Annotated in this window: 10 protein-coding genes and 1 tRNA gene; 4 read left to right on the top strand and 7 right to left on the bottom strand. The window is 43.1% G+C overall.

From position 1 onward, the window contains the following. The first annotated feature begins 129 nt into the window (after nt 1-129). A complete protein-coding gene (locus tag AC59JT_RS00540; RefSeq protein WP_497395036.1) occupies nt 130-678 on the top strand; it encodes an RNA polymerase sigma factor in 549 nt (182 codons plus the stop codon). Then, nucleotides 675-1409 (top strand): hypothetical protein, encoded by a 735-nt coding sequence (locus AC59JT_RS00535; RefSeq protein WP_497395034.1) that lies wholly within the window; start codon nt 675-677, stop codon nt 1407-1409. The genes AC59JT_RS00540 and AC59JT_RS00535 overlap by 4 nt, the downstream gene beginning before the upstream one ends. A gap of 95 nt (nt 1410-1504) precedes the next feature. Here the strand turns inward: AC59JT_RS00535 and AC59JT_RS00530 are convergent, their stop codons facing one another. Together AC59JT_RS00530 and tsaD are read right to left on the bottom strand one after the other, a co-directional pair. After that, nucleotides 1505-1672, bottom strand: a complete 168-nt coding sequence (locus AC59JT_RS00530; RefSeq protein WP_497395033.1) for a hypothetical protein — start codon at nt 1670-1672, stop codon at nt 1505-1507. Nucleotides 1673-1769: 97 nt separating this feature from the next. After that, nucleotides 1770-2771: a tRNA (adenosine(37)-N6)-threonylcarbamoyltransferase complex transferase subunit TsaD gene (tsaD, locus tag AC59JT_RS00525; RefSeq protein ID WP_497395031.1), complete on the bottom strand. Its 1002-nt coding sequence runs from the start codon at nt 2769-2771 to the stop codon at nt 1770-1772. A gap of 192 nt (nt 2772-2963) precedes the next feature. Here tsaD and AC59JT_RS00520 point away from each other — a divergent pair, with 192 nt between their 5' ends. Beyond that, nucleotides 2964-7424 (top strand): translocation/assembly module TamB domain-containing protein, encoded by a 4461-nt coding sequence (locus AC59JT_RS00520; protein ID WP_497395029.1) that lies wholly within the window; start codon nt 2964-2966, stop codon nt 7422-7424. On the opposite strand, the gene AC59JT_RS00515 is transcribed toward AC59JT_RS00520, so the two are convergent. The 3 genes from AC59JT_RS00515 to AC59JT_RS00505 all read right to left on the bottom strand — a co-directional run bounded on the left by AC59JT_RS00515 (nt 7421) and on the right by AC59JT_RS00505 (nt 10625). After that, on the bottom strand, nt 7421-8623 hold the full coding sequence (locus AC59JT_RS00515) for a bifunctional 3,4-dihydroxy-2-butanone-4-phosphate synthase/GTP cyclohydrolase II (protein ID WP_497395027.1): 1203 nt from the start codon (nt 8621-8623) through the stop codon (nt 7421-7423). The two genes, AC59JT_RS00520 and AC59JT_RS00515, sit on opposite strands and share 4 nt — an antisense overlap. 142 nt (nt 8624-8765) lie before the next feature. Beyond that, nucleotides 8766-10211: an LptF/LptG family permease gene (locus AC59JT_RS00510; protein WP_497395025.1), complete on the bottom strand. Its 1446-nt coding sequence runs from the start codon at nt 10209-10211 to the stop codon at nt 8766-8768. A gap of 30 nt (nt 10212-10241) precedes the next feature. Beyond that, nucleotides 10242-10625 carry an START-like domain-containing protein gene (locus tag AC59JT_RS00505; RefSeq protein WP_497395023.1) on the bottom strand — a complete coding sequence of 128 codons (384 nt, stop codon included), beginning with the start codon at nt 10623-10625 and terminating at the stop codon, nt 10242-10244. Nucleotides 10626-10725: 100 nt separating this feature from the next. Between AC59JT_RS00505 and AC59JT_RS00500 the strand changes: the two genes are divergently transcribed. After that, nucleotides 10726-10799 (top strand) — tRNA-Met (locus AC59JT_RS00500). 181 nt (nt 10800-10980) lie between these two features. Here AC59JT_RS00500 and AC59JT_RS00495 read toward each other — a convergent pair. Both AC59JT_RS00495 and AC59JT_RS00490 read right to left on the bottom strand, forming a co-directional pair. Beyond that, on the bottom strand, nt 10981-12225 hold the full coding sequence (locus AC59JT_RS00495) for a hypothetical protein (RefSeq protein WP_497395021.1): 1245 nt from the start codon (nt 12223-12225) through the stop codon (nt 10981-10983). A gap of 151 nt (nt 12226-12376) precedes the next feature. Continuing rightward, complete coding sequence (locus AC59JT_RS00490; RefSeq protein ID WP_497395019.1) at nt 12377-12685, bottom strand: hypothetical protein; 309 nt, start codon at nt 12683-12685, stop codon at nt 12377-12379. Nucleotides 12686-12703 lie beyond the last annotated feature (18 nt).

Genomic DNA, 12703 nt, shown 5'->3' with positions numbered 1-12703 from the left:
TTTCATTCTAATCACTTCGGTGTTCATTATTCGTTATTCAGCGTTCGATATTATTAACTTCATAAAAAATTCCTTTTCCACCCAGCGTTTTAATTTCCCTCGCCGTATTTATGGTTAGTTAACAGTTTTATGAACGATCAGGAACTATCAGTAATTATTAGCGGATGCGTGGCCAACAAGCGTAAAGCACAGCAGCAATTATACCTGCTGTACTACCCGGGCATGTACCGGCTTTGCATGCGCTATTTACGATCTGACGAACTGGTGCCAGAGGCCTTGAACACCGGTTTCCTGAAAGTTTTTACAAAAATAAGCAGTTACGATATAGCAAAGGGAAACCTTGCCGGCTGGATAAATGCCATTATGATACGCAGTTGCATTGACCTGCAGCGCAGCGAAATGCGGTTTCAAAACCATGATGATATAAGCGAGACGGATAATATAGCCCCACTATCGCCCGATGCATTGAACCGCCTGTACGCTGCCGATCTGCTAAGCTACGTTCGCGAGTTGCCACAGGCCAGCCAACTGGTATTTAATTTATACGAGGTGGATGGCTTTGATCATGGCGAGATCGCTACTATGCTCAACATCAGCCAAAGCACCTCACGCTGGCATCTATCGGCAGCAAAACAACTGTTACGCGAAAAAATTAACACGAATAAAGTAAGATCATGAAAGAAGAATCATCGCTACAAGCACACTTACTTGAAAAGTTTAACGAATTACCTGTACCGGCCAATGCCGCCGCGGGATGGAACAACATGGAAAAAACATTACAAATAGCTATGCCCGTAGGGATACTAGGCCTGGCGCTATACTTTAAAGTATGGCTATCAAAAAAAATTATGGTGTTATGGATAGCCGGACTAAGCTTAGGCACCGGTATTACGGCCCTGGCGGTTTACCAAAGCAGGCAAGCCAGTTTGGCTACAGCAACTAGTCAGCATAACAGCCCAAAACATAAAATAAACCCCGCTATAGCAGATACCGTACATCGCGTTAGCAAAACACGTAAAGTAGCCAGAGTCGCAAAACGAGACACCGTGCACCGGGTTCAAAAAACGCGCGCGGTTGCGGCAAGAGATACGGTAAGTCGCGTTAAGCTGCGCAAAACGGCACGCCCTACCAGGGATACCGCGCTTAACCTAAAACAACGCTGGTTACGCGGCGATACCAGCATCCGTTTTACCCGCAAAAGTAAAACCATACCGGGAAGGATAGATACGCTGAGGCCAGCACGAAAAACTAAAACTACTGCGGTAAGAGCGAATATGGATGTTAAGCCCACCCGAAAAACAACCACCCCAAGAACAGTTAGTGGTGTGCCGGGAAGCCTGAATCTTAAGCAACGTTGGTTACGTGGCGATACGAGTATACACTTTCCACGAAAGAATAAGAAAGAGTGAATATCGAACATCGAAGAATACTGAATATCGAAGGGAATGGAATAATTAACTTCGGTGTTGGATATTCGACATCAAGTGTTCGATATTCAAAAGCGCTATATCAGCTTATTCCAGCGCATATAAGCCAGACACACAATAACAATAACAGCCAGCACAATAAGGCCAAAGCTGCCTTTGCGCTTATCCTGGCGCATTACCCAAATTAAAAAGCCGATAAGCGGCAGTACAAATATTGCCCAGAAGATTAGTGATGGAGCTGACATATATGTTGGTTGTTGTGTCCATAGTCGATAGACCATGGTAGAACTTTATTAATTTTTATTATAAAAACACCATGGACTATCGACCATGGACTATCGACTAAAAAGGCATCCTTGCCAGCGGGGTTACATCCTGCCCGGTAAATTCGCCTTTTAAAAATTTATGATAGCCGGCAATGGCAATCATGCCGGCATTGTCTGTACAGTATTGCATTGGCGGGATAAAACAATTCCATCCTTGCTTTTCGCATAGTTCTTTTAAGCCGTTACGTAAACCTGTATTGGCGGATACGCCGCCTGCCATGGCTATGTCTTTAATGCCATATTGCAAGGCAGCTTTTTTAAGCTTGTTTAGCAGTATGGTTGCTATACGATATTCAACCGATGCGCAAATATCATCAATATTATCTTCAATAAACGTTGGGTTTTTGGCCACGTTATCGCGAATGAAATACAGTATGGATGTTTTCAAGCCGCTAAAGCTGAAATCAAAACCGGGTATTTGCGGTTCGGGGAATTGATATTTGGTACGGTCACCCAGGCGCGCGTGCTTGTCGATGAGCGGTCCGCCAGGATAAGGCAGGCCCAGTATTTTACTGGTTTTGTCCATGGCTTCGCCGGCTGCATCGTCAAGCGTTTGGCCCACTACTTCCATATCAAAATAATCCTTCACCAACACGATCTGCGTATGCCCGCCCGAAACCGTTAAGCACAGGAAAGGAAACGAAGGTTTTTCATCACCAATAAAATGCGCCAAAACGTGCGCCTGCATGTGGTTAACCTCAATAAGCGGGATGTTTTTGGCCAGCGCGAAAGCTTTTGCAAATGATACGCCTACAAGTAAAGAGCCTAAAAGTCCCGGTCCGCGTGTAAAAGCTACCGCATCAATATCATTTTTGTTTACTTTTGCGTTTAATAATGCCTGTTGTACAGCCGGAACAATGTTTTGCTGATGAACCCTTGAGGCAAGCTCGGGGACAACACCGCCGTAAGCCTGGTGAATGGCCTGGTTGGCAATAACATTGCTCAACACCTTTCCATCAACACAAACCGCTGCGGAGGTATCATCGCAAGAAGACTCTATGGCTAAAATTACAGACATTGTTTAATTTTGAATTATTGAATGAGTGAAGGAGTGAAGGAGTGAGTTAATTTTATTCGCTGTAAACCTTATCTAACAATAGCTGTTAACATTCAGTCATTCGCTAATTCACTCAATCACACATTATCAAAAGGCAAAGTTATTAAAAAAGTACTCAAAATAGCCCTCAGCATAGTATTGATACTGTTGTTAATGCTGAGCATATTGGTTTTAATTTTTCAATACAAGCCCGTGCAAACCTGGGCCGCCAAAAAAGCTACATCCTATTTATCAGAAAAACTGGGCACGAAGGTTGACATCAAGAGCCTGTATATCAAGCCATTTACATCGGTTGTTTTAGAGGATCTGTATGTTTTGGATAAGCAGCAGGATACCCTGGTACACACCCCAAAACTTACTGTTGAACTGAATGGCTTCTCGCTTTTTAGCAGCATACAAAAACGTTTAATTGACTTTAAGCTGATACAACTGGATAATGGCTCGTTTTACCTTAAAAACCTGCCGGGCAACAAAACCAATTTTAAGTTTATTGTAGATAGTTTCGCATCTAAAGATACCACCACAGGCAAACCATGGACCATGCTGTTTGCCAAAGTAAAGATCAACAACTTCCGCTTCCGGTATAAAAACACCATGCGTCAGGATTTTGTGAAGGGTATGAACTTTGACGACCTTGACGTGAGTAAGTTCAGCACAGAGGTTACCAATATGGACATCAAAAACCACCTTTTCCGCGGCGATGTAAAAAACCTTACCCTGCAGGAAAAAAGCGGTTTCAAAATAGAGAACCTTACCGCCAATGCTACCGTGGATACCAACCAGATATTGGTGGAAAAGATGTTCCTGAAAACGCCTAATTCCATCATCCGCGATCATTTGCGCATGCGTTTCAAAAACTTTGATGATATGAAGGATTTTGAAACGAAGGTGCGTGTAGATGCCGACCTTAAATCGGCACATATCTCCTCAAAAGACATTGCCTACTTTACCAGCGGACTGGACAAGATAAGCTTTGAACTGGGCTTAGACGGCCGCGTGCAAGGCCGTGTAAACAACCTTAAAGCAAAAAATCTGACGGTTACCGCAGGCCAGGCTACTTTTATTCGTGGCAATTTTGATATCAAAGGCCTACCCGTTTGGGAAGATACCTTTATGGAGCTTGACTTTGAGCAGGTAGCCACCAATAAAAAAGACATTGACCGCCTGATGAAAAGCTTTACAGGCAACCCGAAAGCAGTGGCACCGGCCATCGTAGAAAAATTTGGCAACGTAAACTTTACCGGTAGGTTTACCGGCTTACAAAATGATTTTGTAGCCTTTGGCACATTTAAAACCGGCCTGGGCAGGTTTGATACCGACATTAACCTTAAGATCAATAAAAAAGGCGTACCAAGCTATAGCGGAAAGGTGGATGCCACGAACTTTGATCTGGGCACGCTGTTAGGCGAAAACACTTTGGGCCGCACCACATTTACGGCAGCAGTTAGCGGTAGTGGCGACGATGTAAAAACTTTAAACACCAAGGTAAAAGCCAAAATACAATACATCACCTTTAAAGGCTATACCTACAACAACGTAGCGCTTAACGGCACATTTGCCCGCCAAAAAATTGATGGCGTACTAACCATTAACGATAGGAATATTAAGCTGGATGCCAAAGGTGTTATTGACCTTGCGCCCAAGCTTCCGATATATGATTTCACCGCCAACATTGCCGATGCCAACCTAAACAAGCTAAAACTGCTAAAGGATACCATCACCCTAAGCACCAATATGCGGGCAAGAGTTTCGGGTAATGATCTGAAGAATATTGAGGGGGAAGTTTTGCTATCGCCTATGCGGATAATTGACCCGCGGAATAATTATCTGTTAGATTCGGCTTATTTAAAGGCCAGCGGGCAGGGTAACGACAGGTCGATAGCTTTCCGCAGCGATGCTTTGGATGGCAGTATACGCGGTAGTTTTGATTTGGCTACCTTACCGTCGTATTTCAAAACTATCGTAAAAAAATACGTACCATCGCTAAAGTTGGACATTGTGCAGCCCAAACCGCAAAATTTCCAGTTTAACCTGGCTATTAAAAATCTTGATCCGCTTACGGCCATATTCCTGCCCGATCTGAAAGTGCCCGAGCAGGGAACCTTTACCGGCACGTTTAACTCCAATACCCAACAGGCATCATTAAGCGGTTATGTAAAAACGATTAAATATGGGGATATTGTTTTTCATGACCTCATCCTTGACGAAAACACCAGCGCCGAGAACCTGATGCTCAACGTATCATTAACCCGCGTTGATCTGACCAAGAACCTCTACATCAAAAACGTTGATATCAGTAATTTCCTAAATCGCGACAGCTTAAAATTTAACATTAAACTGGCGGATAAGGATGCTACCAACCAGTTAGACTTGTACGGCCTGGTAGCTTTCGGGCGCGATACTACGGCCAAACTGGAACTGCTGCCGTCTGACGTGATACTGGAAAACCAGAAATGGCGTATACAGGAAGAAGTGCAGATACGCCTGTTGGATGGAAAAACCAAGGTAGAAGGTTTCCAGCTATCAAACGGCGCTCAGAAAGTGAAGATAGATGGCTTTATATCATCAAACCCGGAAGAAGAACTGAAAGTAGTGTTTGAGAAATTTAACATGAGCACCATTAACCAGCTTACCAAAGCATCGGATATTAGCATGGGTGGCTTATTGAACGGGGAAGTGAAACTGGCATCGCTACTTAAAGCGCCGGGGATTGACGCGCATTTGAAAATTGATACTATGCGCATGAACAACACGTTGGTAGGTGACGTAAGCATTGTATCAAACCTGGATAATGAAGCCCAGCAAGCCAAGGTGAACATCAATATCCAAAACAAAGGACTGGAAACCCTGAAAGTTGACGGCACCTATTTTATTGTGAAAGATGAACCCGATAAGCTGGACTTCGACATTAAAATGGATCAAACGCAGGTGATCATCCTGGAACCATTTATCAAAAGCCTGGTATCTGATATTAAAGGAACCATATCCACTGATATCAAGCTTACCGGTACGCCCGAAAAGCCTGAGCTAAATGGCGATATCCGGTTTAACAACACCGGTCTAACAGTTAACTATTTAAAAACAGCCTATATTCTTGAAGATAAGGTTACGGTAAAAAACAGCGTAATTACGTTGAAAAACGTGCAGTTAAAGGATACCCATGGCGGCAAAGGCACTATTAACGGTTCTGTAGACCTTAATAATTTATCAAACCCAACTATTAATGTAAGCCTGGAGGCCGCAAACCTGATGGCGCTCAATACCGCCTTTAAGGATAACCACGTATACTTTGGTACAGCCTATGCCACCGGTACTTTCAAGTTTAACGGCCCGGTTGATAACATGAGTATTGATATTAATGCCAGCACCGAAGCGGGTACGGTTTTCAATCTGCCATTAAATACTTCATCAACTGTTAGCGAGTACGATTTTATTAAACATGTTAGCCATAAAGACACCACGGGCAATGCCGCAACCATTGCCAAGGCTTTTAACGGCGTTACCTTAAACATGGTGCTTAATGTCGATGAAAAAAGCATAGTGCGCATAACTACCGACTACGGCGTGCTGCAAGGCTCGGGTATTGCACGTAACTTACAGCTTAAAATAAACAGCCTGGGCGATTTTGACATGTTTGGCGACTTCCAGATCACTACCGGTAAGTTTGAGTTTACGGCCAAAAACTTTATTAGTAAAAACTTTACGGTAAACCAGGGCGGTACCATCCTATGGACGGGCAGCCCAAGCAATGCCGATATAAACCTGAAAGCCGTTTACGAGGTTCGTACAGATATCGCGCCTTTGTATACTGCAGCGGGCCTGCAATCACCACGTGGTAGCCAGCAGGTATTGGTACAGGCCGAATTGATCATCACCAAATCGCTGATACAGCCGGTTATTGAGTTTGACTTTAACTTCCCAACCGAGCCGTCAATTAAAGACGATGTGGGCACTTACCTGGCGGATAACAATAACCGTAACCAGCAAGCCCTGAGCATTATTGTTAGGCGCGCGTTTGCGCCGGGCAATAACAATAATATAGGTAACCAGGTGGTAAATACCGCCAGCAGCGCGGTGAGCGAGTTTGCATTTAACCAATTGAACAGCTTTATATCGCAATCAAACATCAAAGGTTTTGACTTAACTATCCGCTCGTTTAACGAAGCCAGCGCTTCGGTAAAATTCTTTAATGACAGGCTGGTATTTAACGGAAGCTTGTTTAATAACGCCGCTACCGGCAACGGCATTTTCAACAATAACACCAGTTTATTAAACTCTGATTTCAGCAAGCTAACGAAGGACTTTGAGGCATTATACCGCATCCGCCAGTTTAGGGACGGAAGTTTAACCGGCCGATATTCTTACCGTGTACTAAACACTACTACCCTAAACACTGTAGACCAGTTAACAGCGCAATATGTTAACGGCCTGGGCCTGGTTTACCAGCGCGATTTTGATAATGTGAAGGAATTTTTGCAGAATATATTCAGGCGCCGAACCAGGCAACAACGCCCTGTTGACCCAACCGTGCCAACCAACACACCCGGCGAAGTACCGCGCACCAAGCCTGACACCACCGGCGCAGGCCCTAAAAATACTGACGACGAAGATTAGTGATTCCGCAAAATGGCATGATCCATTTTGTCGCGCTTGGTTTTAAGGTATGCTTCGTTGTGCGGGTTAGGCGCAATTTCTATAGGCATATTTTCAACCACTTCTAAACCGTAGCCAATAAGGCCTGCACGTTTTTTAGGATTGTTGGTCATTAAGCGCATTTTTGATATGCCCAGGCTACGCAGTATCTGCGCGCCAATGCCGTAATCGCGCTCATCCATACCGAAGCCCAGTTTAATATTGGCTTCAACAGTGTCAAAGCCGGCTTCCTGCAAATTATAGGCTTTTAGTTTATTTACCAGGCCAATGCCGCGGCCTTCCTGGTTCATGTATACAATAACGCCTTTGCCTTCTTTCTCTATCATTTGCATGGCTGCATGTAGCTGCGGCCCGCAGTCGCAACGGCACGAGCCGAAGATATCGCCGGTAACACATGAACTATGCACGCGCACCAATATTGGTTCATCAACTTCCCAGGCGCCTTTTATCAGGGCAATGTGGTTTTCGCCGGTATTGATCTGGGTGTAAGCTATCATGTCAAAGTCGCCCCACTCGGTAGGTAATTTAACCGATACCTCTTTCCTGATCAGCGTTTCGGTATCCAGGCGGTATGCTATCAGGTCTTTGATAGAGATGATCTTCATATCAAATTCCTTAGCCAGCACTAAAAGTTCGGGCAGGCGGGCCATTTCGCCGTCCTCGGTCATAATTTCGCAAATAACACCGGCCGGTTCAAAACCTGCCAGTACGGCCATATCGACAGCTGCCTCTGTATGCCCTGCGCGGCGCAATACGCCACCGTTTTTGGCTATTAGAGGAAATATATGCCCGGGGCGACCCAATGCCTCAGGGGCGATATTTGGGTCAATTAAGGCCATTACAGTTTTTGACCTATCGGTAGCCGATATACCGGTGGTACATCCCTCCAACAGATCAACCGATACTGTAAAGTTTGTTTCGTAGGATGTAGTGTTGTGGCTCACCATGGGTTCCAGCTCCAGCTCGGTAGCACGTTGCTGGGTAATTGGCGCACATACCAGGCCCCGGCCATGCTTCACCATAAAGTTTATAGCCTCGGGTGTTGCATTGCGGGCGGCGGTTAAAAAGTCACCTTCGTTCTCACGGCTCTCGTCATCAACAACAATAATGGTTTTACCCGCTTTAATAGCCTCAATAGCTTCTGGAATGGTATTTAACATATTATGGTAGCCTAATTAATAAACAAATGTAAATGTTAGTGGCCGAAAATTCAGTCGGGGTTGTGTAAAGATGTGTGCTGTGTTAATGACGTTGGCGATCAATGATCAGTTGCCTGCAGAAGGAAATACTAATCTTCAATCTCTAATTAACCGATTTCTTCTTGAAAAACTTCGCTTTGATGGGTTCAAAAAACTTGCCTATGGCGCGCTTATAAGCATCGGCATCAAATATTACCGAATCATTAGCCGCTTTATACGATAGGAATAAGCCGAAAGGCGTAAGTACCACAATAGCTATCCACATACCTACAAATGCTGATGCGTCGCCGGCTTTTACCGCTTTTTCGCCAATGGTTGATATGATATAGTAGATGAGGAAAAACACCACCGCCACCACAACCGGCAAGCCCAGCCCCCCTTTACGGATAATGGCCCCAAGCGGCGCACCAATTAAAAATAACGCCAAACAAGCTGCCGATAACGTAAATTTTTTCTGATACTCCACCTCGGCGCTATGTACGCTGAACGAGTTTTCCTGGTACCCTATGTTGCGGTTTTTGATCAGGTCCTGTATAGAACGTACCTCGCCGCTGGCTGCCGCTAATGAAGCTGTTAATTCGGTACGGCTGGCGGTTTTCATGTAGGGCTTTGTATATTTATCATACTGCTTAACCCGCGACGCGGACGGCATAGTTAAATATTTTATATAGGGCGATATTAAACGGTAGTTGGTAATCCGGCTGCTATCCAGATTCCTATCCATCAATTTCATAGTATCACCCAGCTGACGCAGGTTCATCATCTGGAAAGCGCCTTTAAACTGGGCCTCATCCCTACGGGTAAAACCCATGCTGGATAGGTCGAACTTGGTTTTTGTTTCGCTAAACCTGAAGCGGGTTAGCGTTTGGCGCTCATTATAATTGCCTTTTGATGCAGCTTCCGAATATCTAATGCCATCCTTCAGCTCCATTACCAGGTATTTGTTATCGTTGGTTTTGTACATTTTACCCTCTTTGGCAAGCATCATATAATTATCACTACCCATGGGGTCTTTGTGATAAATTATTAAGTCGTGCAGGGTTTGGCCGTCGGCATCTTTACGCTTAACGCGGATGGTATAATTGGGGAAACTGTTGCTAAACACATTCTCCGGCAAAAAATTAGCCGATTTCTGCTCGCGGGCATCGTACAGTAACGAGAAATATTTAAGATTGGCTTTCGGCAGCATGTACTCCGAAAAGAAGAAAGCGCTAACGCTCAAAATACTCACCAACACAAACATGGGGTACATGGCCCGTGTTAGCGATATACCGGCAGATTTGATGGCTACCAGCTCATAGTTTTCGCCCAGGCTGCCGTAGGTCATGATGGATGACAGGAGCACCGATAGCGGCAGCGCCATAGCAACATTGGTGGCTGATGCGTACAACATCAGCTCGGCAATAACATACCACTCAAAACCTTTGCCTATCAGGTCGTCAATGTATTTCCACAGGAAAAGCATCAACAACACAAACATTACTATCAAAAAGGTACTTACAAAGGGCCTTATAAATGATTTTAGTAACAGCAGGTGTATCTTTTTCACAAATGCAAAATTAGGGAAAATTTTTTCCCCTTATGCACCTAATACGCTAATGAGGTATTGTATTTGGTTGTCCCAAATAAGCTTGCGCTCGGCAATGGCATCCTCGGTGGCAAAGTCGGTTACGCTAAGGGCAACATCATTGGTAAGCTCGTCCTGCACGATCTCCATCTCAAAATAACACTGTGGTTCGTCATCAAGCCACTTAAAACGTACCAGTTTATTCTCTTTTACGTTAACCAGTTTGGCTTTTTGCGGCTCGTCATCCCAGGTGAAGGTATAAGTTTGATCGCGGATGGTTACATCATCAGCAAACCATTGCGAAAGGCCATTAGGCTCATTTAAAAAGGTATATAATATTCTGGGAGATGATTTGATCTCATACTCCAGGGTAAATTTCTTCTTATTATCAGACATATTAGGGTTTATAAAGGGATGCTAACTACACAATGTTAACATTTTTTTTAAAGGAAACGAATTTATCCTATATTTGCAAACCTTTTTTAAAGGGACCTCCGGCGGGGTAGCTCAGATGGTTAGAGCGTAGGATTCATAACCCTAAGGTCGGCAGTTCGATCCTGCTCCCCGCTACTTTAAAATCAGCCTGTTACGAGAAATCGTAATAGGCTTTTTTGTGTGGGTACAACATAGGTACAACAAGCCTCAACCTTGTATCATGCTACGAAATGTCGTTAAAGGGTTTGGCAATCAATGCGATTGAGTGATGATTGCCTAATAGTATCAACAATACCAAATACCAGTTATAGACAAGTCAATAAATAAGTCTTGTACGAATTAGCCCATCCAACTTACCTATAGGTTCAAGTATAAATGAGCGACTAGATGGCAGAAACTCAATGTTAGTTTTAAGACTTTCTATCCCTGTAATAAGCCAGTTCTTATGAAAATGATCGAACCTAAAACTTATTGAGATATGGCTTTCTTTAGTCTTAGTTCCAGTTGTACTCCATTCCTTTTTATATTTTTCTCGTAACAGACTTGTTGATTCAAAAAGTCTTGGCAAATTAAAGAGTTCATCGAAGTAACGCTTCAAATACTTGTGAGGCACTATGTCCTTTTGTTCAATCCCTAATTTTACAAATGCATTTCGGTCAGGAGGCCATCCTGCAAATTGATATCGTTTAGGGATGGAGGGTATAACTACAAATTCAACTATTTTTAGTTCAATTTTAGCAGTTACAAAACTTAAGTTTTTTGAATCTAGTTTATTTTCTACTATTGGAACCCCAAACCGTCTTTTGATTTGAAGGTTCTTAATTAGGGTTGGCCGAATAGCAATGTTCGTCCTGTATGTGTTGGCAAACTCTTTATATCCACTTACCCATAATGCTGTCGCTTTCTCTGGATCCCAATAGGCGAAGGCTCTTCCAAATTCAGATTTTGTTATTAAATCGAAATAGTCGTACATCGCAAAATATATATCATCTGCTCTGATTGGACTATTATTTCTTTGATAAATTGTTCGATGACCTATCGCTTTATACTTATACTTCCACATGAAGTCGTCATAGTCATCGAAAATAAGCTTGTTCAACGATACAACCTTTGGTAATAAATATTCCAAAAGCTCTGGAGCAACCTGAGTTATGAAGACTTGCAATAGAATTTCTGCTTTTATCTCCGAAATACTATCTGCGTCATTCGTAGGTGATAGCTTGTCTTTTATCTGTGAAGTATAGCGGCTGGGGATTTTGTATTTTTTGAGATGTCGAATTGATGCTATAATATAGTTGGGTTCTATGTCCTGATAATCCCCATTACATCTTTTTACTGTACCGGAAGGCGAATCATAATTTGTTAGTAATCTATAAAATATCCAGTATGAAGTTTTGTAATTACCTAGTATACGATGTATGATGTAAGGCCTAGTTCCGTCAGATAACTTTTCCGTAGCATCCCAAATATTCTTAGATTTTGCTTTGTATGATGTGCCTTTGTTGATAAGACCATCATCCTTAACTAAATCATTTGTTACCCAATACTCCGCAAACACCATATAGAGCTTCGTAAATACAAATTTGTGGACCCACATACAATATAATTTCAATCAAGATCAACAATTTCTCCCAAAATGCAAAACCACTTTTTGTGACAATTTACTGAGTCGAATTTTGTTGAGTCAAATGTTACGAAATGAGCTCATGTGATTAAGGTTGTATATCAAACCCTTTTTTTAAAGCCATTTCTTTTAAAAAGACTTCATTATGATTTACGAGTTCACCCAAATATTTTTTCACTCTATGGCCGGTTTCCGCAAGCCCATTTTTGCAATAACCGCCGCCAAGTATAACCTCAGCATAGGCATTGAAATCTTTCATTGCTTCCAAGTAACCAAGCGCTCGTTCTATTCCATGTTGAGCGACGTAATTCTCAAAATCTTCGGAAGAGATAAGTTTACCCTGTTCTCCAACCGATATATTTCTTCTGAATTCAATATAGCCTTCAGGAAATTCCATTGCTTCGCTCCAACTTAG

The sequence above is a fragment of the Mucilaginibacter sp. A3364 genome, from assembly GCF_059690715.1.
The sequence above is the reverse complement of the archived record's forward strand: the minus strand, read 5'-3'. Positions and strand labels throughout refer to the sequence as shown.

Coding starts and splice junctions, on each gene's coding strand:
- AC59JT_RS00540 (WP_497395036.1), top strand. CDS start 130: ATGAACGATCAGGAACTATCAGTAATTATTAGCGGATGCGTGGCCAAC.
- AC59JT_RS00535 (WP_497395034.1), top strand. CDS start 675: ATGAAAGAAGAATCATCGCTACAAGCACACTTACTTGAAAAGTTTAAC.
- AC59JT_RS00530 (WP_497395033.1), bottom strand. CDS start 1,672: ATGTCAGCTCCATCACTAATCTTCTGGGCAATATTTGTACTGCCGCTT.
- tsaD (WP_497395031.1), bottom strand. CDS start 2,771: ATGTCTGTAATTTTAGCCATAGAGTCTTCTTGCGATGATACCTCCGCA.
- AC59JT_RS00520 (WP_497395029.1), top strand. CDS start 2,964: ATGCTGAGCATATTGGTTTTAATTTTTCAATACAAGCCCGTGCAAACC.
- AC59JT_RS00515 (WP_497395027.1), bottom strand. CDS start 8,623: ATGTTAAATACCATTCCAGAAGCTATTGAGGCTATTAAAGCGGGTAAA.
- AC59JT_RS00505 (WP_497395023.1), bottom strand. CDS start 10,625: ATGTCTGATAATAAGAAGAAATTTACCCTGGAGTATGAGATCAAATCA.
- AC59JT_RS00495 (WP_497395021.1), bottom strand. CDS start 12,225: ATGGTGTTTGCGGAGTATTGGGTAACAAATGATTTAGTTAAGGATGAT.
- AC59JT_RS00490 (WP_497395019.1), bottom strand. CDS start 12,685: ATGGAATTTCCTGAAGGCTATATTGAATTCAGAAGAAATATATCGGTT.